The 23848-nt window shown below is 37.8% G+C and carries 23 protein-coding genes and 2 pseudogenes; 11 read left to right on the top strand and 14 right to left on the bottom strand.

Annotated elements, in window-relative coordinates; genetic code table 11:
• The first annotated feature begins 100 nt into the window (after positions 1–100).
• The gene (locus tag Q0V26_RS03000; RefSeq protein ID WP_297476709.1) at positions 101–919 is read left to right on the top strand and encodes an alpha/beta fold hydrolase; all 819 of its coding nucleotides are present in this window, start codon (positions 101–103) and stop codon (positions 917–919) included.
• Between the two features lie 118 nt (positions 920–1037).
• On the opposite strand, the gene Q0V26_RS02995 is transcribed toward Q0V26_RS03000, so the two are convergent.
• Positions 1038–2132: a nucleotidyltransferase family protein gene (locus Q0V26_RS02995; RefSeq protein ID WP_297476707.1), complete on the bottom strand. Its 1095-nt coding sequence runs from the start codon at positions 2130–2132 to the stop codon at positions 1038–1040.
• 90 nt (positions 2133–2222) lie between these two features.
• Positions 2223–3074, bottom strand: a complete 852-nt coding sequence (locus Q0V26_RS02990; protein WP_297476706.1) for a CPBP family intramembrane glutamic endopeptidase — start codon at positions 3072–3074, stop codon at positions 2223–2225.
• Positions 3075–3250: 176 nt separating this feature from the next.
• Between Q0V26_RS02990 and Q0V26_RS02985 the strand changes: the two genes are divergently transcribed.
• A complete protein-coding gene (locus Q0V26_RS02985) occupies positions 3251–4741 on the top strand; it encodes a cobyric acid synthase (protein ID WP_297476704.1) in 1491 nt (496 codons plus the stop codon).
• Positions 4742–4842: 101 nt separating this feature from the next.
• Here the strand turns inward: Q0V26_RS02985 and Q0V26_RS02980 are convergent, their stop codons facing one another.
• From Q0V26_RS02980 to Q0V26_RS02970, 3 genes are all read right to left on the bottom strand, one after another.
• Positions 4843–5379: a protein disulfide oxidoreductase gene (locus Q0V26_RS02980; RefSeq protein ID WP_297476703.1), complete on the bottom strand. Its 537-nt coding sequence runs from the start codon at positions 5377–5379 to the stop codon at positions 4843–4845.
• A gap of 2 nt (positions 5380–5381) precedes the next feature.
• Positions 5382–5585 carry a hypothetical protein gene (locus Q0V26_RS02975; RefSeq protein ID WP_297476701.1) on the bottom strand — a complete coding sequence of 68 codons (204 nt, stop codon included), beginning with the start codon at positions 5583–5585 and terminating at the stop codon, positions 5382–5384.
• A 104-nt stretch (positions 5586–5689) separates the two neighbouring features.
• Complete coding sequence (locus Q0V26_RS02970) at positions 5690–6070, bottom strand: hypothetical protein (RefSeq protein ID WP_297476699.1); 381 nt, start codon at positions 6068–6070, stop codon at positions 5690–5692.
• Between the two features lie 225 nt (positions 6071–6295).
• Here Q0V26_RS02970 and Q0V26_RS02965 point away from each other — a divergent pair, with 225 nt between their 5' ends.
• Positions 6296–6982, top strand: coding sequence for a pseudouridine synthase (locus tag Q0V26_RS02965; protein WP_297476697.1), 687 nt, complete (start codon positions 6296–6298; stop codon positions 6980–6982).
• A gap of 72 nt (positions 6983–7054) precedes the next feature.
• Here the strand turns inward: Q0V26_RS02965 and Q0V26_RS02960 are convergent, their stop codons facing one another.
• The 3 genes from Q0V26_RS02960 to Q0V26_RS02950 all read right to left on the bottom strand — a co-directional run bounded on the left by Q0V26_RS02960 (position 7055) and on the right by Q0V26_RS02950 (position 10056).
• On the bottom strand, positions 7055–7747 hold the full coding sequence (locus Q0V26_RS02960) for a DUF305 domain-containing protein (protein WP_297476695.1): 693 nt from the start codon (positions 7745–7747) through the stop codon (positions 7055–7057).
• 87 nt (positions 7748–7834) lie between these two features.
• Positions 7835–8872: a ribosome small subunit-dependent GTPase A gene (rsgA, locus tag Q0V26_RS02955; protein WP_297476693.1), complete on the bottom strand. Its 1038-nt coding sequence runs from the start codon at positions 8870–8872 to the stop codon at positions 7835–7837.
• 5 nt (positions 8873–8877) lie between these two features.
• Positions 8878–10056 (bottom strand): MerR family transcriptional regulator, encoded by a 1179-nt coding sequence (locus tag Q0V26_RS02950; protein WP_297476691.1) that lies wholly within the window; start codon positions 10054–10056, stop codon positions 8878–8880.
• Positions 10057–10289: 233 nt separating this feature from the next.
• Between Q0V26_RS02950 and Q0V26_RS02945 the strand changes: the two genes are divergently transcribed.
• Complete coding sequence (locus Q0V26_RS02945) at positions 10290–11321, top strand: cytosolic protein (protein WP_297476689.1); 1032 nt, start codon at positions 10290–10292, stop codon at positions 11319–11321.
• Between the two features lie 91 nt (positions 11322–11412).
• Here Q0V26_RS02945 and Q0V26_RS02940 read toward each other — a convergent pair whose 3' ends face one another.
• The gene (locus tag Q0V26_RS02940; RefSeq protein WP_297476687.1) at positions 11413–12027 is read right to left on the bottom strand and encodes a hypothetical protein; all 615 of its coding nucleotides are present in this window, start codon (positions 12025–12027) and stop codon (positions 11413–11415) included.
• An 835-nt stretch (positions 12028–12862) separates the two neighbouring features.
• On the opposite strand from Q0V26_RS02940, the gene Q0V26_RS02935 reads away from it, so the two are divergent.
• The 5 genes from Q0V26_RS02935 to Q0V26_RS02915 all read left to right on the top strand — a co-directional run bounded on the left by Q0V26_RS02935 (position 12863) and on the right by Q0V26_RS02915 (position 16872).
• Positions 12863–13744 carry a hypothetical protein gene (locus tag Q0V26_RS02935; protein WP_297476685.1) on the top strand — a complete coding sequence of 294 codons (882 nt, stop codon included), beginning with the start codon at positions 12863–12865 and terminating at the stop codon, positions 13742–13744.
• Between the two features lie 659 nt (positions 13745–14403).
• Positions 14404–14898 (top strand): peptide-methionine (S)-S-oxide reductase MsrA, encoded by a 495-nt coding sequence (gene msrA / locus Q0V26_RS02930; protein WP_297476683.1) that lies wholly within the window; start codon positions 14404–14406, stop codon positions 14896–14898.
• A 508-nt stretch (positions 14899–15406) separates the two neighbouring features.
• Positions 15407–15655, top strand: a complete 249-nt coding sequence (locus Q0V26_RS02925) for a DUF3297 family protein (protein WP_080156150.1) — start codon at positions 15407–15409, stop codon at positions 15653–15655.
• 377 nt (positions 15656–16032) lie between these two features.
• Positions 16033–16503, top strand: a complete 471-nt coding sequence (locus Q0V26_RS02920) for a pyrimidine dimer DNA glycosylase/endonuclease V (protein WP_297476680.1) — start codon at positions 16033–16035, stop codon at positions 16501–16503.
• Between the two features lie 87 nt (positions 16504–16590).
• Positions 16591–16872, top strand: coding sequence for a hypothetical protein (locus tag Q0V26_RS02915; RefSeq protein WP_297476678.1), 282 nt, complete (start codon positions 16591–16593; stop codon positions 16870–16872).
• 246 nt (positions 16873–17118) lie between these two features.
• On the opposite strand, the gene Q0V26_RS02910 is transcribed toward Q0V26_RS02915, so the two are convergent.
• Together Q0V26_RS02910 and Q0V26_RS02905 are read right to left on the bottom strand one after the other, a co-directional pair.
• Positions 17119–17472, bottom strand: a complete 354-nt coding sequence (locus tag Q0V26_RS02910; protein WP_297476677.1) for a hypothetical protein — start codon at positions 17470–17472, stop codon at positions 17119–17121.
• A gap of 122 nt (positions 17473–17594) precedes the next feature.
• Positions 17595–17720 (bottom strand): annotated as a pseudogene (locus Q0V26_RS02905) (type VI secretion system tube protein Hcp); the annotation flags it as partial.
• 363 nt (positions 17721–18083) lie between these two features.
• Between Q0V26_RS02905 and Q0V26_RS02900 the strand changes: the two are divergent.
• Both Q0V26_RS02900 and Q0V26_RS02895 read left to right on the top strand, forming a co-directional pair.
• Positions 18084–19235 carry a type VI secretion system ImpA family N-terminal domain-containing protein gene (locus Q0V26_RS02900; protein WP_297476675.1) on the top strand — a complete coding sequence of 384 codons (1152 nt, stop codon included), beginning with the start codon at positions 18084–18086 and terminating at the stop codon, positions 19233–19235.
• A gap of 55 nt (positions 19236–19290) precedes the next feature.
• Complete coding sequence (locus Q0V26_RS02895) at positions 19291–20283, top strand: SUMF1/EgtB/PvdO family nonheme iron enzyme (protein WP_297476673.1); 993 nt, start codon at positions 19291–19293, stop codon at positions 20281–20283.
• A 68-nt stretch (positions 20284–20351) separates the two neighbouring features.
• On the opposite strand, the gene Q0V26_RS02890 is transcribed toward Q0V26_RS02895, so the two are convergent.
• The 3 genes and pseudogenes from Q0V26_RS02890 to Q0V26_RS02880 form a co-directional block, all read right to left on the bottom strand.
• On the bottom strand, positions 20352–22826 hold the full coding sequence (locus Q0V26_RS02890) for a LysM domain-containing protein (protein WP_297476671.1): 2475 nt from the start codon (positions 22824–22826) through the stop codon (positions 20352–20354).
• 16 nt (positions 22827–22842) lie between these two features.
• The gene (locus Q0V26_RS02885) at positions 22843–23427 is read right to left on the bottom strand and encodes a DUF4123 domain-containing protein (RefSeq protein ID WP_297476669.1); all 585 of its coding nucleotides are present in this window, start codon (positions 23425–23427) and stop codon (positions 22843–22845) included.
• Positions 23403–23848 (bottom strand): annotated as a pseudogene (locus tag Q0V26_RS02880) (type VI secretion system tip protein VgrG); the annotation flags it as partial. The gene Q0V26_RS02885 and the pseudogene Q0V26_RS02880, both read right to left, overlap by 25 nt.

Below are 23848 nucleotides of genomic sequence, written 5' to 3'. Positions count from 1 at the left end.
TTATGATAATGTGCGTGATAATTCAGATGGATAATCTTAGCTTAATAATAAAATAACGAATTAATATTCACGATATGTGAATCAAGAAAGGATACCTGCAATGCAAACATTCGCTATTGATGGTCAGCAAATGACTTACCGTGATCAAGGAACAGGTCCTGTGCTTGTCTTTGGTCATAGCTACTTATGGGATAGTGCAATGTGGGCACCGCAGATCGCGGTATTAAGCCAACATTATCGTTGTATTGTGCCAGATTTTTGGGCGCATGGTGGATCGGATGCTGCACCTTCGGCAACATGTACTTTACGTGATTATGCTGATAACGTGTTGGCATTATTGAATCACTTAGAGATTGAAAAATTTGCTGTTATTGGTTTGTCCGTAGGGGGGATGTGGGGCGCAGAATTAGCCCTTAAAGTACCCGCGCGAGTGACAGCATTAGTGCTAATGGATACCTTCTTAGGCTATGAACCTGAAGTGTTGCATACGAGATATTTTGCAATGTTAGATACTTTACGCGATCAGCAACATGTCCCAGCGCCATTGATCGATATGATTGCACCGTTATTTTTCCGTCGTGATGGTCATCTTCATAATCCGCAGTTAGTCAGTGAATTCCGTGATTCTCTTGCACAGTTACAAGGGGAGCGCGCTGTGGCAGTGTCTGAGATGGGACGCATGGTGTTTGGGCGTCGTGATACGTTTGATGATATCGAGCAACTTACGGTTCCGACATTAATTATGTCAGGCTTAGAAGATAATCCGCGTCCGCCACTTGAAGCACAATTAATGCATGACGCGATTGATGGCAGTGAATATGTGCTGATTCCTGAGGCAGGGCACATTAGCAACCTTGAGCAGCCACAATTTGTTACCGCTCAATTGCAGCGTTTCTTAAGTAAAGTATTACCTGCGTAACCGTAATATATTTGAGCCCAGTGAGTGTGCAATACCTCACTGCGGTTTACTTTATTCGTGTGCTAGTCGTGCCTTCTTTATTAGGTCTCAAATAATGATAATCGGAAGTCAGTCGTATTTAGTTGATTACTTCTTCATCGTCATGCGGAATACTATTAACAATTAATCGTTTAATAATATGCGGCACAATAGAGTAGATCGGCATTTGTTTTAAACGGCCGCGAAAGCGAAGAGATTTTACTCCATCACGATATCCAATGTTGCGGTGTAAAGGAAACCGATAACGAAAAACATCAATAAAATGTTGTTGATAGAACCAATAGGATAATCGGTTTAACTTATGTTGCTTAAAATATGCCCATACATTATCAGGCACAGATAAATCAAATAAGCGATGACATAAACTCACAGCAAGGTAAAGGCTATTATCATTACCAACTTGCTGGTGAAGTTGAATTAAATTATGCCAAAAATTGGCTTCTTTACTAAAAAAGACCAATTGTAGATATAAGTTGTAAATATCCCGTAAGCCATAATGATAATCCATTTGGTGAAATAACATAATTGCTTGGTGAAGCACCATCGCATCTGGCGATAATAATGTTGCAGGCTCGCATAATGGCGGTGATAAATGGTGGTGCAACAAAGGGGCTGAGTCGAGTTTGTTGATCAATGTTTTAGGTAATAATTGAAAGTGAATCGCCAGCTCGGTACGGCGTTGTTTATGGATCAATGGCGTGGTTTGCTGTGCCCAACGACGATAAAACGTTTCTTCATAATCAGCGATGTTTTTATAACGCCAACCATTGTTTAACAGTACTTTTTCTACATTGGTGACATGTTGCTGCGGAACATAAATATCAATATTATGCTTAATTCTGCCAGCAAACATTTCATTATCAAGTAATTGCAATGCGCTACCGCGTAAGTAGCGCCATGAACGAATCACCCCTTGTAAGTGCTCTGTAAGATGCTGATGTTCAATCAACAATTGTTGTTGTTGTTTTTGGTAGCTGTGAAACCCAGACTGTAATTGTTGCTGAGTGTGGAGGGGAAGATCGCGTTCAATATTCGCCCGATCACAGCACGCCTTTAATTGCCCTAATAATGAGAGGTGGCGGGCTTCGGTCATGATCTGATAACTGCATTTATGATCAGCATTCAATAATAGTGCTGGATTATTGAGAACATCTATAAGCAATAATTGTGACATTCCATCCTATTCCTTATCCCTGTTTATGCTTTTGAAGCACACGGTGCTGTGTTCAAAGAAGGGATAAGACTTCTTTTTTATTTTGCATTATTACAAGGGCAGTGGGTAAGTAAAAAAGACTAAATGAAGTAAGTTAAATGCAAAATGAACCACGATAGCGACCGTTATCTTCTTAGTCCAATAATAGCTTAAACCATAAAGTATGCCAGCCAGTGTCGCAATTACGATAAACAATGGACCACCAGCAAAGTGTGCAAATCCAAATAAAACACTCGCAATAATAATCGCTATAGGTGGAGCTAATTTCTTACATAGCAGTCCCTGAATATAACCACGGAAAAGTACTTCTTCAGCGACACAAGTAAAAATGAGATTATTAATAGCAAAGATCCACCACCATGACGGTAAAGTGAATTCAGGCTGTACCAGTTGTAATGCCCATGCTAATAACGGTAATGTGATTAATCCGCCACCAATAATACTTTTTTGCATGCGTGAGAGCGAAAGATGATGCCAGTTATATTCGTTATTGCTTACTATATTGGGCACGAGTAGTAGCAGTGCAAAAATAAGCATGGGTTTATCGATATTAAAGTAAAGCGTAAATGATCGACTAAGTGGGCCACTATTGACGTGATCAAGCACCAACAAATTATTGATACCAGGGTATAAATGTAGAATTAGCCCGATGACCCACAAAATCACAATGGTATGACCCGCGTAGATCAAGGGCTTAGATTGTTGCCGAGCAGTAAAACTGGCAATAGCAATACCACTGATCATAATGGCTGCACCGATAACTGTTAAAACGTTAAACGTTACGGCTGTGATCAGTGACAATAGTAGTGGTATACGCCAAGAAGTTGTTTTTGTTAACGCACAACCGATGCTAATTGCCAGCAATAGCCATACCAACATGGTCGGTAAAATAAGATAATTCATAAAAAAGAAGTGATAAAAAATGATAATCGTTATCATATACACCAGATTGATGATTATTCAAACTTGTTTTTTATGATTTATTACCAAATATGAGCAGTAGCTAAGATGGTTAATTCGATATAGATAACGATGATCTGCGAATACTCACTTTTATTATATGAATATGGAATTAGGAAATGACGGATACATTACAATCGACAACACGTGCATTAATGGTACAAGGTACGACTTCAGATGCAGGTAAAAGTGTGCTGGTAGCTGGATTATGTCGCGTGTTGGCACGCCAAGGTATTCGTGTGGCACCGTTTAAATCACAAAATATGGCATTAAACAGCGCTGTGACCAAAGATGGTGGTGAGATTGGGCGAGCACAAGCCGTTCAAGCTCAAGCCTGTGGTATTGAGCCTAGTGTACATATGAATCCTGTATTGCTTAAACCCAATACCGATGTTGGCGCACAAGTGATCGTACAAGGTCACGCTTTAGCTGATATGGATGCTGTGGGTTTTCATAACTACAAGAAAGTGGTAATGACGCCGATCATGGAATCATTCGCATTGCTGCAACAACAATACCAAACCATTGTTATTGAAGGTGCGGGTAGTCCTGCTGAAATCAACTTACGTGAAAATGACGTGGCAAACATGGGCTTTGCTGAAAAAGCCGATGTGCCGGTGATCATTATTGCAGATATTGATCGCGGTGGGGTGTTCGCTCATATCTATGGCACGTTAGCGTTATTGTCTGAATCAGAACAAGCGCGCGTCAAAGGTTTTGTTATCAACCGTTTCCGTGGTGATATTAAGCTACTTGAATCGGGTTTAGAGTGGCTAGAACAAAAAACAGGTAAGCCAGTATTAGGCGTGTTACCGTATTTACATGGCTTAATGTTAGAAGCTGAAGATGCGATTAACTGCCAACAAGTTGATGCCGCTGATCATCAATTAAAGGTGGTAGTGCCTGTTTTAACCCGCGTCAGTAACCATACTGATTTTGATCCCCTGCGCATGCATCCGCAAGTTAACTTGCAGTTTGTCGGCAAAGGTCAGCCTTTTCCTGGCGCCGATTTGATCATTATTCCAGGAACCAAAAGCGTTCGCAGTGATTTAGCGTTCTTACGTGAACAAGGTTGGGATAAACAGATCCAACGTCATTTGCGTTTAGGCGGCAAAGTGATGGGTATTTGTGGTGGTTATCAGATGCTAGGTGAAACCATTGCTGATCCGCATGCGATTGAAGGTGAAGCGGGGGTTAGCCAAGGTTTAGGGTATTTATCTATTGCTACCACCATTGAGAAAAACAAATGCTTGCAACAAACAGAGGGCACACTAACCATGCCTAATCAAATGCCTGTTACCGTTAAAGGTTATGAAATTCATGCGGGTGTTACTCAAGGTGTGAGTGTCAATGCGCCAGTGCAACTAACAGATGGTCCTGATGGTCAATTAGGCTGTGATGATCAAGTGTTTGGCACCTATTTGCATGGTATTTTCGAACAACAAGGTGCATGTGATGCTATTTTACGTTGGGCTGGTTTAGAAGCGACCCAAACTCCTGATTTTGATGAAATTCGAGAACAAGGCATTGATCGTATTGCTGATACTATCGAAGAATACATGGATCTTGCGGTTATATGGCCTCAATGGGCCGATAAATTTAAGCGTTAATGAGGCTGTTTTTTTACGGTTAATTTTACAACAATAGTTATTGCATAGGTTACTACCAACACCTATCGTTGGTAGTAACAATGAACTGATTTATAGCGTGGTTAAGCAAAAACCAGCCGTAACCATAAGCCTATCGGGGTTGTTGCTCCGGTTGTTATTGATGAAATCTGACCATTTTTAATTATTATGATTGAAGGTGTCGCAGTAACACCCCATTCTCGCCCAATTTTTCCTGTTGGATCATTGATGACCGGAAAATTGTATTCTTTATACTTCATAAATTGGGCAACCCGTTGGTTCTTGCCAGATGTAACCGCAACTGATACCACTTGATGATTATCCGCAAGCCAATCAACACTAGGGCTAACCAATTTACACACTGAGCACCATGTCGCCCAAAAATAGAGTAATACGGGTTTTTCATCACTCATCTTTTTAATATCAACCCATTGCTGATCCAGTGTATTTGCCGCTAATGTAGGGATCACGTCTGATGGCATATCTTTACTGCGCCAAGCATCTATAGCGATAAAAAAGAGTGATAAAATAAGCACCAGTTTTATGATTTCTTTTGCTTTTAGCCATAGCTTAGTTGCTACATTGGTCGCTTTTTTAGATTGGTTTTTTTTAGTTGTCATTATTATTTTCCCCTTCCAAATTCTAGTATTTGTATCGCCGTATCATGGTTGAGTAATTCCGTTAGCATTAAACAGAGTTGTGCTGGTGGATGGGTTAACATGCCTGTTTTTAGCGATTGAGCAGCGACAGGGATCGTCGCTAGAAAGAGTACTGAGACTAACGATACCGTAAATAAAATAGTACTAATAATTTGATTTTTAAACACAATGTTGCTCCGTGAATAATTATATAAAAAGATATAAGTATTAGGAGGGGCTGTTATCACACACTATGATGCAATAATGCTCGATCTTCAGACCCTGATTGTGTTTATTCTTGAAAGGTACAAAAGGCTAAATGTCGCCGCACACCATAGGAGGTTGTTGGCTCGGGGGGGAGATAGTTCACACCTGATTGCTTTAGTATCGCCGCAATAATAACCAGCGCGAGGATAAACATTGGAATCGCAAAATCAATGTTAATCGTGTTGGCATTAACAAGATGCTCACTATTACTGCATTGCGTTTCTAGATCTGAGTGCGTTTGTGGATGAGATTGAAGCTGTTCAGTTGCGTCAGTTGTCGGCGTTAAAGAACATAATGTAGAAAGGCCTAAATTTTGAGAAAGACACACCAATAGCACAATACTCACTAAAATTAGTGACCATGAAGCGAGAGTTTGGCGCTTATATTGTAAAAGTGAGAATTTCAAAAAATTAACTCTGTGGTGAAATATTTAACAGAATAATATCATATTTAGCCCATGATAATTAATCAATATTTAAAGTGTTATTAAACGTAAATAACATCAAGCAGACCTGAACATTAATTTTTTAAATATAGCTGTTCTATTTTTGTTGTTATATGTAAAGATGTTCATCAATTAAAAAGTATATTTTTTAAATAATTTTTTACGTTCTGTGGATATCGTTATGTTATGAAATCGTCTACCACTCGGCTCGATCGTTTTATTAGTCAAAATAGTATTTATTCCATGTCAGACACTCGTCTTTTGGTTGCTCAGAAAAGGATCATCGTGGATGGCGAAGCCGCACATTCAACGCATCAAAAAGTGACTCAATTTATGCATGTTGAATTAGATGGTCACAGCCTTCAAGATAATAAACCGATTTATATTATGTTGAATAAGCCGCAAGGTATTGTCAGTGCGACCAAAGATTCTAAGCATACAACTGTATTAGATTTAATTGATCATCCTCAAAAAGATGAATTACATATTGTTGGGCGGTTAGATTTTAATACGACAGGATTAGTGTTGTTAACTAACGATGGCGCATGGTCGCGTCAAATAAGTTTACCTGAAACCAAACTCGCAAAAGTATATGAAGTGACTTTATCAAAACCTGTTACTGAAGAATATATTTCCGTGTTCAAAGAGGGTATTTATTTTGGGTATGAGAATATCACCACTAAGTCCGCGCAATTAGAAATAGTGTCGAAGTATCAAGCACGGCTTTCATTGATTGAAGGGAAGTACCACCAAGTGAAACGTATGTTTGGTTTTTTTCAAAATGAAGTATTAGCACTGCATCGTGTGTCGGTAGGGAATTTATCGGTAGATGGGCTTGAGAGTGGTCAATATAAAGAATTTGCTATTGAATAAATAGCTTGAATAAATAGCTTGAATAAATCCGACGTAATAAAGACGTCGGATTTATATAACTGGAAAATACAATTAATGGTGAGCGTGACTTGATGTGACTGCTTTTGTTGGCATGGCTGTTGGCGCATTATCTTTTAACCACGTTTTCATGAACGCAATTTCTTTGAGTTGTGCTTTGATAATGTTTTGAGCAAAAGTCTTTGTTGATTGATCTTTTAGGTAAGGCATGATGACTTCGGCCATTTCAACTGCCGCTTCATGGTGAGGCAGCATACCCGCAACGAAATCAATATTTGGATGACCCGTTAATTTAACTTCCATCATGTTGTGCATGATTTTCATTGATTTGGTCATCATTTCTTGTGAGTTAGCAATATCACGTTGCGCGAGTGGTAGTTCTTTATGTGTTGCTAACCACTGCTTCATATAAACCACTTCTTCTTTTTGTGATTTAATAATATTAAGCGCTAATTTATGCACCGCAGGGTTAGTTAGTGTTGGTAGAATTGATTCACTCATCACAATCGCACCTTCATGATGAGGCAGCATACCCGCTACAAAATCTAAATCAGGATCACCGGTTAATTTTAACGTATGCATACCTGACATTGCCGCCATAGAGTCTTTCATCATTGTCTGTGATGCTTGTAGACTAACGACTGATTTAGTTGGCATTGCATGACTGTGATCGACCACATTTTCACTGGCAAATGCAGTGGTAGAAAGTAGTGCTGACAAAACAATAGTTAAAGATAATTTTTTCATGATGAGCTCGATATGTATTTGTTATTAGAATGACAGCATAAAGCTTCCATTACAGGGAAGGTCAAGATGATTATGCTGTTTTTTCTTTTATTTGAATTTTTTTATCGATCTCGCTTGATCTTGAATGGCGGTGACCATTTTAGTAAAGGTGCGATCTTTTGCTCTTTTTTGTGCCAATGTCGCACTATTGTATGCGTCTTCGCGTAATAGTTTTTGAAAGTTATTCAATCTTCTTGTCGATAATTCGTCGTTTGCGATTGCTTTTACTACCGCACAGCCGGGTTCATTTTGATGCTGACAATCTTTAAAACGACATGCAGTAGCGAGAGATTCAATATCAGTAAATGTGAGTTTTATCCCTTCTTTTACATCACTAAGTTGTAGTTCTCGCATTCCAGGGGTGTCCATCAACAGCCCGCCTTCAGGTAGCCATTTTATAGTACGGTACGTTGTTGTGTGACGTCCTTTGCTGTCTTGTTCTCGAATCGCATTGGTTTCCATTTCATTATGGTTAAGTAGATTATTGACCAGTGTCGATTTACCCACGCCAGATGAACCTAAAAAGGCGACGGTCTTACCACGCCGACAATAACTTTTTAATGCGGAGAGGCTATTGTGGGTAAGCCCATTAACGCAGTGAACACTTAACAGTGCGTCTAACTGTTGAACTTGTTGGCGAATATCTTCTACGTCATCACATAAATCAGCTTTGGTTAAGATCATAACAGGCTCGGCATGGGTTTCTTTTACCAGCGCTAAATAACGTTCGATTCGATTTAAATTAAAATCGTCGTTAAGTGAGCTAACGATAAATACCACATCGAGGTTTGCTGCAATAAGTTGACGATCTCGGCCACTGCCTGCGGCTTTTCGCTGAAAAAGGGATTGCCTTTCTAGAACGCGAACCAATCTTTTTTGATTGAAAACCACCCAGTCGCCAACACATATTGCCTCAAAATTTGGTGGTAGCTTATACCTTAGTGCATCATCGCCATCTAAGATAACGACTTCCGATTTATGTTGTTCAATAACTCGCCCAAGAAAACAGTTTGCGACTTCTTCTAACGATAATTGTTGTTGGAAAAAGGGACGTAAACCTAAATCAACTAATGATGGTGTGCTCATAAGCTTTATTTACTCGGTTTTACGATAAAGTAATGATAGGTGAAATCTTTGGCAACACTGGTTTCATAAATACCAATTTCTTGTTCTACATCCAGTAATGCTTGAGAGGTTGGCATGGTTGGCTGTAATGCTTCAACTCTTGCTTTAAGTGGTAACCAGTAATTTTGCCAAGCTTCAATTCCCAGAGAAAAGTGTGCTATTACGTCATAGCCTTGGGCGTGAAATAGCTTGAGCCTTGTAGGTATCGTTTGAATATCGGGATAATTGGATAGCCAAAATTGTTTAACGTTTTCATCAGGCATATCAGTAAGCCAAACCAAATCACTGACGACCAGAATACCATCATCTTTTAATAACGGTTTCCATTGTTGAAGCGCATTTTCCATTCCCATAATATAAACACAACTTTCAGCCCAAATAGCATCAAAACTCTTGGCTTCAAAGGGTAGAGCTGTCATTGATGCGCAAACAGGTGATATACGATCGACCAATTGTGAGTCTTTGATCTTTTGATTAAGTTGTTCAATTGCAATGGGCTCATTATCTACCGCGGTAATATGTGCATCGGTGTTGTTAGCCAGTAATACTGTCGATCCGCCTTTGCCTGAGCCAATTTCTAAAATACGGCGCATTTGCTGATTAGGCATCAGCGATATTGCATGTAAAGTATCTTGTTTGCTCCCCGGAGCCCATTGCTCTAATGGTGTAAATATTGTCATAAAATCGTTCATGTACGCATTGTGTTCATTCATGTCTTTTGATAACCACTTTAGTCTGAGAGCTTCTTTTTCATCATAGCCTTGCGTGTTGAGCCAGTTAAGGTGAACATTGGGTGCACTTTTACTTAAAGAACTATGTAATTCTCGCTGTGATCGTTCCCCAAGTAACCCTAATAACAACTCACGCGCTTGGGTCTTTTTTTGAATGTCTTCTGTCAGTTGAGTTAACCGTTCTGACAAGATACTTTTATCCAACTTTGCTTCTAAGCAGCTTTGACATTCTTTCAGCGTTAAGCCTGCACTTTGAAGTTGTTTAATTAAAAATAACCGTTGTAGATCGCTTTCACTGTAATGACGATATCCGTTATCCAATCGATGTCCTTTAATCAGCCCTTGCTTCTCATAATAAAGTAGCGTGGTACGTGATATTCCTGCTTTAGTCGCTAATTCTGAAATCAAATACATGACGGATCCGATGTGTATATGTGTATTGCTAATATTTGTCTAGTATGAAGTGTAAAGCTATAGACAGGTCAATATTATTTGGTTTATTTTTCATTAAAAAGTAAAAAACAGTATGGAATATTTTTATCTTTAAAATCGAGTGAGTTAAATTAAATAATTAGTGTTCTAACTAAAATTTTCGTTTGATGTCTATCTTTGCTACAATCCCGCGGTTGTTTTTAAAGGTGGGTAAAATGAAATTATTGTATTGGTTAGATGAGTGGCTAACACTCTCTCGTTCACAGCAGCAAGCGCAACTTCCAATGTCAGGAGGGGACTTACTTGATGATGTGTTTGTTAAGTATGAGTTTGTTGATGTAAATAAGCCGCTACTGTTTACATTTTCGCCTGCGGGAACCAACGTACAACAACACGATATTGATGAGGATTTTTCGCCTTGGGGATTCCACCTCGCTAAAAAACAGAACGTGAATGTTATCTCTTTTCAACATTTAGGAAAGAGTAATTGGTTTCGTAGTCGTAACTTAATTTTCTTTCTTGAACAGTTAACTACGTTGCTTGAACCGTTTAACTATCGTTTAGGCTATGGTCTAAGTCGTGGTGGTTTTGCGGTGGGTGCTTTTGCCAATTTATTGCAACTTGATCAAGTTTTATTATTTCATCCAGTGAGTACTAAGAATAAAACCATCGCCCCGTGGGATGATCGCTCTAGTACTGAACTGGCGCAGCAATTTGATTGGGAAGGGGATTATCATGATCTTAATTTAGGTAAAGCTAAAGGCTATATTATTTATGATCCCACCAATAATATTGATCGCTTACACGCCAAACGTTATCCAGAATTGACCCATTTACGTGTGTTTGGAATGGGACACGGCACGCATGCCACTTACCTCAATAAATTTGGTTTTTATAAACAGGTCGCCGTTGATTTTATTCGTCATCAGCAACTTGATATTGCTCAGTTTCGTCAACAAACAAAAACATTACGCTTTAAAGAAGATTATTATCAAAGCCTAAGTAAGGCCAATGCATATTCAGAGCACCGATTAGGGTTATTGAGTAAAGCGCATAATATTTTGATTGATGAAAAAGAAGCACATGTACAAGAGCATCAAGCTCAAATTGATGTACAACCTTTGATTGATATAGCCTTGAAACATCAAGATGATCACCCACAAGATGCGATTCAATTGCTAGAGATGGCGCAGCAACTGGTTCCTAACGATCCATTAGTTGAACATAAACTAAAACAGCTACTGTAAGATAATCCCGTTAATACTATTATTAATTATTATCACCACATCATTCATTAATATACAAAATCAGGAATGATGTGGAGATTGATATCTGTGATTATTTACTGTTAATGATTGAGTTTGTCGTTGTCGCGATGGTCTTAATATATAACATGAATAAGAAACAGATATTCTGCTGAATAAGATTTGTTATATTTTCTGAATCATCTACTGCATATCTGTGAATACAAGGTGGGGTGTTGCGGTATAAATAGTTAATATTATCGGTAATTAACAAATGTCGCAGTTGGTGTTTTAAATCATCGGTATTTAGCAATTCAGTTACCAGATAATCGTAAATATGATGAATGTTGATAGGATTAAAAGAAAGCTTTTTATCTGTAATATTAATAAAGCCCTTCGTCATCACCATTACGTCTTCTGACCAGCGTGTAGGATCGTATTGGCGAGCGAGATAATGCGCAAAAGCAAAATAGCCATAGTCACTATTCAGGTTTGTCAAAGTAGTCTTATCGCGGTTCACCATATCAACCCAACCATCAATAGACGGTGCTAATTTGGCATGAAAATAAGCAAAAAATTGTGAATATGAGCCTTTTATTTTGACTAAATCAAGAGGATGTAACGTAAGTTCTGCGTTTACTTGAGTAATAAGCAAATCTGTTGTTAATGCTATTGTAGCTTGTGATGGTGCTATCGTTATATTGTTCATATCTATCTTCGTTAGCTGTACAATCGTATGATTATTAAAATAATTTTATAGGGTGAGATTAGACAACGATTAGTAGTGGTGTTTTGTAGCCTAGCTCGCAAAAAATTAAAATAATGAGGCTGTTTAGTTGCACTTTTGACTGAATGGTTAAGTTGTAATCTATGCGAAGTAAAGTCGGGCGTATATTTATTGAAACTCAAATTTATATCAACCCTAATAATTAGCTGACCATTTTTTAAATCATTAGATTTCCTATCACTATTGTTATCACGCTCTGTTGAAAAATAACCCGGTTTATTATTCGTCATCTCGGAAGTAAGGTACGAGCTATCCGTGATCTAATCATTGCACGCTTGAGCCTTAAAGACGCCAATAAGAACCTGTTAAAATAACAATAATAACGTTATGACATGTTGATAATAGATTCTTGATCTTGTTCTGTAGGGAATGATGAAAGCGGGGATCGATCTTGCTCTATTTCGGGGTATGTGATTGCCGAGGGAAGTTGATTCATAATTGCCCCTTTATTCGTTAGACCTTTTACTCATTCATATTGTATTAACGTAATTTTGGATTAGTTTTATTTACTGTTTATTTGAATAGTTATAACAAGGCATGGTTAATTTATATCTGGTTTTCGTTTTTAATAAGATTGATTAAATACATTTCTTACTGTCTACACTCTCAATAAATACTTTTAAACAAATTAATGCGATCAAATTCATGATATTTATGAGTTAAATAGAATATGATCTACGAGATATATAAATGTATTTTTACGTAAAAAGTAAGAATGCATTATTAATAAACTGTTATGCACCAAGGAGATCGGAAATTGTTTCGCTCTAATACGAAATTAAAGAAAGCATCAGACTCAATTTTCCAAGAGGCAGAAGCTCCTAAGGATCGTTCAAGACCACTTGAATGGCGCAGAAGCTTCAATGGATTGTCATTGCCACTTAAGAATATAGAGATAATCACACGAGTTAATACTCACGATAAAGACTGGGATATAAAAGGTGATTTCAAAGATAATCCAGTAAAGCTCATTAAGCCTGATATTAAAACTAGCTTTGCTATCAAGGCGATCGTTGATGAAGATCAGATGAGAGACACCATATATTGTGCTGAGCAAGATGGTGATGACGATGATATTTTCACACTTGAGCGCCCAAGGGGTGAAATACAGGTAATATTAAAGTCCGGTGAGCCGATTAAGGAGAGCGAGAAATTTCCTGATGGTGTTTTCTTTGGTAATTGCTTTCGTATGAACAACGATCTGGGTGAAGATGGCATCATATTTGAATTGACGATTCCTGAGGAACAACTGAATACTATAGCTAGCAATCTACAATCAGACCCTTCATCAACCATCGACCTATACGTTGAATTACTATCTTTTAGCTTTGAGGTCGACGATACGCTACTCGATCATTATCACCCTCGCGATATATTCATTCATGACCACTCAGATGCTTTCGTTTTTAGTATAGGTCTAGCATCCAAAGTTGGTACGCACACCGTTAAAAAGAGCGAAGAAGATGAGGAAGAAGAGTGTCAATATGATGATATTGATGAGCCGAAAGAACTATCACCGGAACAACAGTCACATCGTGAATTAGTTCAGGTGCTGTTACACATGAAAAAGCCATTAAATTGTATTGTGTTCGCAATATGGGTTCTCGTATTTATATTGGGAGTCTCAATATTTTTTTAAATCGAGCATTGCATAACAAGGCGCTGCTGTCGGACAAATTTTAACTAAGTCACCAGTGCGCATAAAAAGAATTACTGCTAAATGACCGCCTATCGTGGCGGTCTTTTAGTATATTACAAGGTACTTTATTTAGGAGTTATCCATACTTTTTCTAATATTTACCAGTTTTGATAGAGTAAAGCACCTAATGAAAAAAGGACACCCATAACTTTTCTTTTAGAGAACAAATAATTATTACACTATATCAAAGTAAAACTGGACACCCATAATTTTTTATCTGCCTACTGTCATTTCTAATCGAGAATTATTGAGCGGAGATAGAGAATTTGCTCACAGCGTATTAAATTTATAGAGTAAAGATATGGCTGTCCTTTATTCTTTTAGTAGATCACGAATATTGGGCAGAGTGAATGCTAAACTCAACGCTCACTATTCGTTACTAAAGAGGGATTATTGGCTTGATACCAAAGAAACGTAATTAATCGAGCTTACTTTTTCCAACAATGAGTTAGTCGTCTAGCTAACTCATTAATGATATTCGCTCACACAACCATCATTAATTTGTGAGTAGTATTTTCAAGTTCTAATTGCGATAAATATCAACTTATGGTTGTATGAAAAGTCATAAATTCACGCAATGTGGCAATAGGAGTGGTGATATGAGTCTCGAAAAAGCAATACTGGCTGGTGGGTGTTTTTGGGGTATGCAAGATCTTATTCGTCGTCAGCAGGGCGTGATCGCAACGCAGGTCGGTTATACGGGCGGTGATGTTGATAATGCTACCTACCGCAATCATGGAACTCATGCCGAAGCGATTGAGATTATCTTTGATAGCACGCAGACCAGTTTTACTAAAATCCTTGCTTATTTCTTTCAAATACATGATCCATCTACTGTAAATCGTCAAGGTAATGATCTTGGTACATCTTATCGCTCAGCTATTTTTTATACTTCTAATGAGCAAAAAATCATTGCCGAAGATCTGATTAAACGGATGGATGCTTCTGGTGTATGGCCTGCACCAATCGTGACGGAAATTGTGCCTGCCAGTGATTTTTGGCATGCCGAGTCTGAACATCAAGATTATTTGTTGCATCAACCTAATGGCTATACCTGCCATTTTCCTCGTCCAGATTGGGTGTTGCCTGAGTAATCGTAGTATAAATAAGTGCCATTCTGTGATTGAAATAATGACGCTTATTTAGAGTGATTTTTCATGATTGAGTAATGGCACACATATTAAAATAGAGAAATAAACTTTAATGGGGGCTTTATTTTACTCTGGAAAGTCACCATAAACGGAAAAGACAAAATGTTAGCCGGCCCTGCTTATAACGCGGGTGATGAACAACTCTTTGCTGAACAAATGCATGGCTTTAATAGGGCGGGAATGTCAGCATTGACGATAATTGCGTGATAGGGGCGGGCAAGTGTGGTAACGCGTGATATTGCTATTAATAGTGTCGCTGCCGGGCATCCTTGTTGTGTGGCGAAAACAGTTGAAACCAAAGTCAGCACTATATCGATGTATTCGTCTAGCGTTATCAATGATATTACAGTCATTTAATGCTTAGTAGTTTTTACTTCTATTAATACAACTCTTGAGCGTTAGTCCGAGATTGTCTACAATAGCGCACTTTTTATTTTCAACAGGCACCATCATGACAGATACTACATCACGACCAACTTTACCTGATCACCTTTCTGGTAATCCTCGTAGCCCACATTTCCTAGAAGCTGCTTTTGAATTCGAAATTGGTATTCTACTTAACGGCAAAGAGCGTTTTGATGTTGAAGAATACTGCATCAGTGAAGGTTGGGTAAAAGTACCGTCACCTAAAGCATTAGATCGTCGCGGTAACCCAATGCTTATTACTCTAAAAGGCACTGTTGAAGCTTTTTATAAGTAAGCAGTGTCACTGAGTTACAACTGCATTACTATCATTGCTTGCCGTGTAGGCAGCAATCGATATGATGATCTTAGGGTCTAATAATGATTAGGCCCTATTTGATCAATAAACAAGCTACTGTATGCCTATCTTATGTTAGATCCCCTTATTATTAAAAAATTCTTTGTTATTAAAAAATATTGCAGCTGATTTATCGCGATTAGTTTGATGTTTATTATTCATCTTTACCAATACTGCAACATTAGAGATTGTGATTGCTGGAATACAACAACTGTTAGCGCATTATTAACGTCAGTACACTGAAATAGAGATATAAATCCACGGGCAGCATTTTATATTGAGCTAAGCTATTAGTATGTTCAATAAGGGATGATGGGATGAATGTTTTTATTTTAGATCATGATATTAACAAATGTGCTCAATATCATTGTGATCAACATGTGGTTAAAATGATTTTAGAAAGTGTCCAGCTTTTATGTACTGCGCTTAATAAAAAAGGCTTTGCGACACCGTATAAATCAACTCATATGAATCATCCTTGCGTGCTCTGGGTTGAGAAATCGTACGATAATTTTCTCTGGTTAAAAGCATTAACGTTAGCATTAAATAAAGAATATAAATATAGATATAACAAAACCACAGATCATAAATCAATAGCTGTGCTCGCAGAGATTGAGCGTTATTCTTATGATGCGATCGGGTTGACGCCGTTTGCTCAGGCAATGCCAAATGATTATAAGGTGGAAGCGGATGCAATTGAGGCTTATCGTAATTTTTATCGTGGCGACAAGGCGGCTTTTGCTAAATGGACAAAACGTCCTCCTCCAGAGTGGTTTTACACTGTTTAATACATTATTTAAGTATTATCGTCGCTATAATCAACGTATTATGATTTTCTATCTTTTTGATGTTATAAAAATTAGCAAGGGTTAATGATGAACGTAGATAAAGCGAAAAAGCGGATAGCAAAGCAAGTTAAAAAAGGCTTTAAAGGCTACCCTCAGCTTTCTTTAACCTATTGTGGTAAAACGGCTGATATTGCAACGGAAGTGGTTGTTACCTTTATGCTTGCAGAAGGGGCAGAACCTCAAGAACAAAAGTTTGCGAGTGAAAATGATGTTCGAGAAGATGAAACGATTCAATCTGTTCTTGTCAAAATTATCGACCGTGCAGGTGCAAACAGTGTACTTGAGGCGGAAGGTGTAACCATAATTTGATTTTTTATTGGGATCTCAATAAGAAAGTTATTTTTATTATTGAGTTCCAATTTTCATAAAAGTAATTGAGATTTATATCTCAAGTATAACGTTATAGGCCGTATTTTATTTACTAGTATAAATACAAACTGTACGTTATTGTATTCTATTTATAAATCAACATATTACCCTTCCGTAATCGATTGTTTTTATTTGACATAATATAATAATAGTCGATGTCAATTAGGTACATTCGTTACTGAATTGCTATTTTAGTAATTTACCTTTTACGCTATTAAACATTGATAATAATCGCTGATGGGCGATAAGGTGTTGCTGGATAAATTGTCGGCATACTATAGCTTGTTTAGTGTAATCCTTTGGTAGAGAGAGGTTTAATTCATGTGCAATAGTTTGGGCGTGCTTAATTTCTTGTGCTGATGGTGGTGCTAACGCTTCAGGAATAGCTTTTAAAATAGAAGCATCTAATGCCTCAGAAAATCCTTGCCATGTAGTTAGATCAATAGTGACTTCATCTGTTAATGATAACAACGCTTCTTGTTGTTTCGTAACGGTAAAGTGATAAGTAATATTTCCAAGCTTAAATTCAATGATATTCATATTAATAATATAGTTACTTACCGTAAATATGTGTTAAATGATGTAGGGATATACATAGCTGATTTTTACTTAACTTGTATAAAAGCGATCAATCAATAGATGCTTTAGTTAAGACATTAATTCTGCACAAGTATCTGGTCTTTGTGGCCTCTAACATAAATATTACCGACAGAATCAGCAGTAAATGCACCCGCAGTGATGTTGCCCTGAGTTTGACATTGGGTAGAACTATAACATGGAGTAGGCATTGTAATGTCTTTTATACTTAAAAAGTTTAGGGTACGCGCGTACTTAGCATGATTTATGCCACAATTAAGCATAATCATAACTACTTGTTTGTTAATCATTATTTTTTATGTTGTTTGAATCAAAACAGACGGATGGGCAAGTTATTGCTTATGTTGGGCAATAACTTGCTCAGCGGGCAATTTATTGCTCACCGTGAGCAAGATGTTGCCCAGAAAACAATTTCTTGAAAAGACTTCTTTATTATCAATGGATTAAGTTGTCATGTTTTGGCTTGATAATTGCATGTATATTGTAGGCGGTAACGAAATAAAATGTGTTCTTTGTTACAGCATCTGATCTATTTTTACGAGGAGTAATTACTATTGAGTGCAATAGGGTTTTATAAGAGTCGACAGTTTAAGTTTATTGATGATGAAAATAAACTTAGAAACTCTATTAAATATCAATCAATTAGAGATGAGATAAATCGTCTTAATAATCCATCTTATGGGAAAATTGATTGGGATAAAATCCAGATGTTATGTGAGGATCTTGCTCAAACTGACGGATTGAATTTTTTGACGACGCTTTACTATACAGCGGCGTTGGTAAAAAAAGACGGGATAGTTGGGCTCGCAAATGGACTTGAGCTTCAACTTGCTGCGCTGATGCACCTTTATAATAAAGATGCCAATCTTATAAAATGTGCAGATCTCTATCGTTGGATGATTGCCAGAATTGGTGATGATTTGCGTCGATTAGAGCCTAAGCAATCACAATTAAAAGATCTTTATCGTTGTGAACGTTGCTGTAAAGAAATTTATGAACTATTTCTTGATATCCATCCTCAGCATGTTCCTGATTTAGAAGCCATTAGCTATGTGATTTTTGAGCATGTTGATTATATTGAAGGTCAGTTAAAGCCGATAGAGATAGTTAAAGACAATCACATCGATGAGTTGGATAATATCCCGCCTGAATTACCGCCTGAATTACCGCCTGAATTACCACCGCATACGAATAAACACAGCATACGCCCGTATTGGATGTTTTGCTTAGGGGTATTATTTGGAGTGTCAGCTTTTGTGATTAAAGGGTATTTAGAACCCACAACTCCTAAGGTGGATCATCAAGATTCGTCACCTGCGTCTACCGTGAATAAATCACCGAGTATTCCTTTATCTTTACGCCCTGTGAATGATATACAAATAGAGCAAAATCAACCACATATTGCCGACATTCAAGAGCGGTTTGAGACACAATATCGACGTTTTAAGCTTACTAGAACTAATATTGCAAATTTACAACAAGCAATGAGTCAAAGTCGAAATAGTAAGATGGCTTCATTATCAGAGGATCTTAACGACTACGCGATTGGTTTATCCCCCGTTTATGGAAGAATCAGTTACATTGAACAACAAATACTTAATAAAAATCAGTTAGAAGTACAAAAAGAGCTTCAACAACTTGATAGTGAAATAAAAGGCTTAGCATTAAAATTTTCACAATTAGAAAGTCTAAGTAAAAATATTTAAAAACTATGAGCGTTGTTTAATGAATGGATACGAATAAGGAAAGTTGGGTTAAGTGATGTATAGAAAATATCTGAGTATATTAATAGGCGCATGTGTATTAACAGCATGTAATGGAGAGACAACGGCTTCAGTAACCAGTAAAACGGTACCAGCTGAAAAAATCAATCAAATAGAAGCGAAAGTAAAAAAGCTTTACCCTGATGCAGATACCAAACTTCAACATCAAATCGTGGCTGTTGCTGTTGAATCACTAGAAAGCATGGTGTTTATTAAGGGAGGGACCTTTATGATGGGCGCATTTAAAGCACCTTGTAGTCCCATTTCTACGGATAGAATGGATTGGTCGCCAGATGCTAAGTGTAATACGACTATTTCCAATTTTAAAACGGGCTCTAACTTTATACATAAAGTGACCTTAAGTAACTATTCATTAGCAAATCATGAAACGACTTATCACGGTTTTGATGCTTTTAAAAGGGCGCATAATCTGCCAGTTGTCCATGCTGAAGATAGGGAGAAGTATGACTTTACTGATAAAAAGTTTAAAAATAGAGCAACACCGACTAAAACTTGGCAAGAGGCAAAAGATTACTGTTTATGGCTGGGTGAATTAACAGGTTCTCCGATTGACTTACCCACAGAAGCACAATGGGAATATGCAGCAAGAAATCGTGGAAAGCATCTATACTATGCTACCAACAACGGTTATCTCCAACCCAAAAATGGTAGGCATCTAGTTGATGGTAGGTATGTCGATTACACAAAAGATGAATGGAATATCGGGGACATAAGCGATAGGTATAAGGTCAAATTGTATCCACCAAATCCACTTGGTTTGTATGACATGTCTGGAAATACACAAGAATGGGTCAATGATTGGTATAGCAAAGATTATTATCAACAATCCTCAGAACTCGATCCTCAAGGCCCATCAACAGGATCTAAAAAGGTCATGAGAGGTTGGGACTTAACTACTTACAGAACAGGTGAAGATATAGTTCAAGATGAATATTACTCATCAATTGGTTTCCGTTGCGCGTTGCAGTAAACGATACCAGTAAAGTAGTATTCAGTTAGTGCCGACAATAACACTTGGCTATTGTCGGCAGCTCCAAATTAAATTTTTAATTCTCTTTTCTTTTGTTTTCTATGTTGGAAATCATAAATGGTGAATGGAGTTGAAGGGATCATACCCATATTATCTAAATAATTTACACTCGCTAATTGAGCAATCCATTGATTAAATTCTTTTTGTTGGTCGCCATCTAAGATATAATTTATTCGCTGTAGGTTTTTCACAAGCGCATCATCTGAACTATGTTTTTTACCTTCGACATTCATGTGGGCTAACACTTCAACAAACTTGCGCCAAGAACGAATAGTTCCGCTTAATAACACATAAATTGCTGCTTCTTGCTCCTCCTCAAGATTAAGCCAATATGTATGTACTAGGGTATTGAGCATCATTCCCACCGTTTCAGGAGGAAGAACTTTTAAACTGACACCACTCAACACTTTACGCTCTCTATCTAAAATCCGTTTTGTTAAACGTTTGGCTTCATCTGAAATGAATAAATTTTCGTTGATATGATCTATGCGGTCCAACCACCAAGTATCAATTTTTCTAGTGCCAATTTCTATTGCATCTTCTATTGGCTTGAAATCTTTTTCTGTAAATGCACTAAAAGCGGCTCGAAATAAATAAGTGTAAGCCTCTTCATTTATATTACCCATAATACGGTAGCCAATAGTATCAATCGCTTCCCAAATAATTTTTGCCAATTCAAATAACTGTGAAAAGTCAATCGAGGTGCCAAAACCGCCGGACGCTCCTGGGCCCCATACTAAGCGCGCACTACAATGGATTTCTAAGCTACCTCTATCTAATCGAATCTGAAAATCAACCCCAACACCAAGCCCAAACGCCACATTGCCTTCCGCTTTGATTTCAACTAAAGCGGAAAAATCAGTCGTCCCCGTCTTTTGAGGGGTTAACCACTCGACCTTTCCACTTAACTGCCCGCCAGCTTGAGCGCCAGCAAACCCTTCTGCACTGACACCTATTTGCCCTGATGGTTTTACTGCCATCGTAGGTTGAGGAGAGAAAATAACCCCAGTTCCCGCACTTTTCTCAGCCTGATTACTGATCATAGCTTTTCCATTAACCATAGCGGTCACTAAACAACTTAATGTTAATGTTGCGCTACATCTAAAGTGACCTAGAGGGTATAAAGCAGGTTTTCTGTCAGCATCAGTATAAGTAATAAGTGCGGAGTAACCTTTTTCATGTGGGAAGTAACTATTAAATGTAACCGCACCTTCTGCTAATGAAGCGGAAGACTCAGCTGCAAAGCCGAGATCAAATTTAGCTTGTTTAAGATTAAAATCACCTTTCACACTGGCTTGTGCTGCAAATCTTAGTAATTGCGCTTCCGCACTGACGGCATAAACTGTTGCGCCATTGGCATCTTTAAATTCTTTATTTGCTTTCCATTCTTTGAGCTTATAACCAGGGACTTGCCAGCCTATTATTTTACCTTCGAATTGGCCGTCAATAGTGTTCTTAATACCATCTGTCATGCCATTTGTAATATCTGATGATATTGCCTTACCCATTTCTTTCCAATTGCCGCTAGAGACAGCTTGATTCAAATGGGTATGGTTTGTTGAATGACGCCAAAAAGGTTGTTCTCGTGCCATAAAATCTTGGCGTATGTAAACCAATTTATTTTGTGAAACGATAAAGATCTCAATAATCCCTTGTTTTTTATTCGTTAGTACTACATCTTTTGATGTGAAGTTTTTTTGATTAATACCTTGTTTTACAGAGGATTCATCAGTACTAGCCACTGCTTTTATATAGTATTCTTGCCGCTTCAGTTCTGTATTGATCTCTGAGATTAAAGCATCAACGAGTGTTATCTCTGTCGGTTCAAAAGTAATAACCGTCTTTATGATTTTTTTTCTTTCTTCTAGTTCATTTATTTTTGCTTGTGCCGTGTTCTTATTAATATCACTGCGCTTGATGCCTATTGTATTTACAAAAGGATCGTCTTCAGACGTTGGTTGTGCTTCAGTTTGCGTCTTAACGGGCAGAGCACCTGAAGATATAGCCATGTCATACCATTTTTGTCGCATGGCTTTATGCTCAGCAACAGCGGCAGAATCTTGATTTGCATTGTTTTCAGGCGCTTTTTGCAATATTTGCTCATATCCATCAATCAGTTGTTGAGTATATGAAATCTCTTCTTCCAGTAATTTTTGGGCATGCTTATCCAACAAAAAGTAATCTTTAGTTTTATCTCCTGTCTTGAATATAACATCACACACTTCTATCCCTTTACAGGTAGGTCTTGCAATAGCACATCCACCTTCTGTTGGTCGATTCATATCTACAGGTTCAACAGGCTTTAGTTCTATTGAGCTTGGTTTTTCCCGATTTGGTAAGGTAATACTATCGTTGATGTTTATCAGATCTGGATTAGGTTGATATTGAGGGTTTATCTCCAAAAGCTCAACAAGGCTAATATTGTTTTTGATAGCAATACCTAACAGAGTGTCATTTGGCTTAATGGTGTATATGTTTGTCATAAGAAAATAATACCTGTTAGGATGTTAGAAATTTATTAATACTATCAATCTGTTGGTCGCTGATAACCCACTGAAATTGAGATTGTAACTTCCCTTCATGATGCTGAGGAGGTGAGAAGTGTTTCCAGCCTTTATCCCACCAAATTAAGTTATCTATACCGGAAAAAATGTTTCTTTTTTCTTCTTCGTTTAATACCGTAATTAATGCATTAAGAACACGAGGTTCGTAGAAACGAAATAAAGATTCGCCATAAGAAGTATTCGCGGTTAGACGACCTCTAATTTGTTGAAGCAATTTATTCATAGTTAACGATGATGTTAAAAAACAACCGATGGGTGAGTGCATTGATTTGTCATATATCAATTGATAAAAATCAGGATTTATATCGTTTAACTGAAGAAGGATTGGCCCATCAGCAATAGATTGAAATGGTGATTCTTCAAAAATTTTGTTAAATATAGGATTATCTATTGCGTAGGTATAGCACCACTTAAAGATGTCAGGGCATAGTTGCGGTTCAATAATTGCGTATTGATAATGATTCAGTTCTATTGGTGTGAATGAATTTAGCTCCATTACTTTGGAGAATGAATCGGACATATACCACCTCCACATGTACATAACTCTACAAATAAAGCTCCACTTTGAAGTACTGCTGAGTAGTTAATTAAAGAGGCGGGTGCTAATGCCACAGCCGCTTCAACCGCGCCGGGTAATAACGGCGAAACACCCGCATAGCCTGAACCACTGCCTGCACTACCACCTGAATTGAGGTTAATTGCAGCCCCCGATATTGACACGCCAGATGCATCAATTTTGACAAAGCTACCGCCTGCTTTAAGGGTTAACTCCGCACCGGCTTCAATGACAATCTTACTGCCTGCTTTTAAGTGCACTTCATTACCCGCATCGAGTAATAAAGCTTTACCTTGTTTCATGTGTTGGTTGCCATCAACGGTGAGGGTAGAGTCACCTTTAACATGGTGGCGACTTTCACCATCAACCGTTACATGATCATTCA

It is taken from the genome of uncultured Photobacterium sp., assembly GCF_947039875.1.
In the GTDB taxonomy this organism is placed as follows: Bacteria; Pseudomonadota; Gammaproteobacteria; order Enterobacterales; family Vibrionaceae; genus Photobacterium.
The sequence above is the reverse complement of the archived record's forward strand: the minus strand, read 5'-3'. Positions and strand labels throughout refer to the sequence as shown.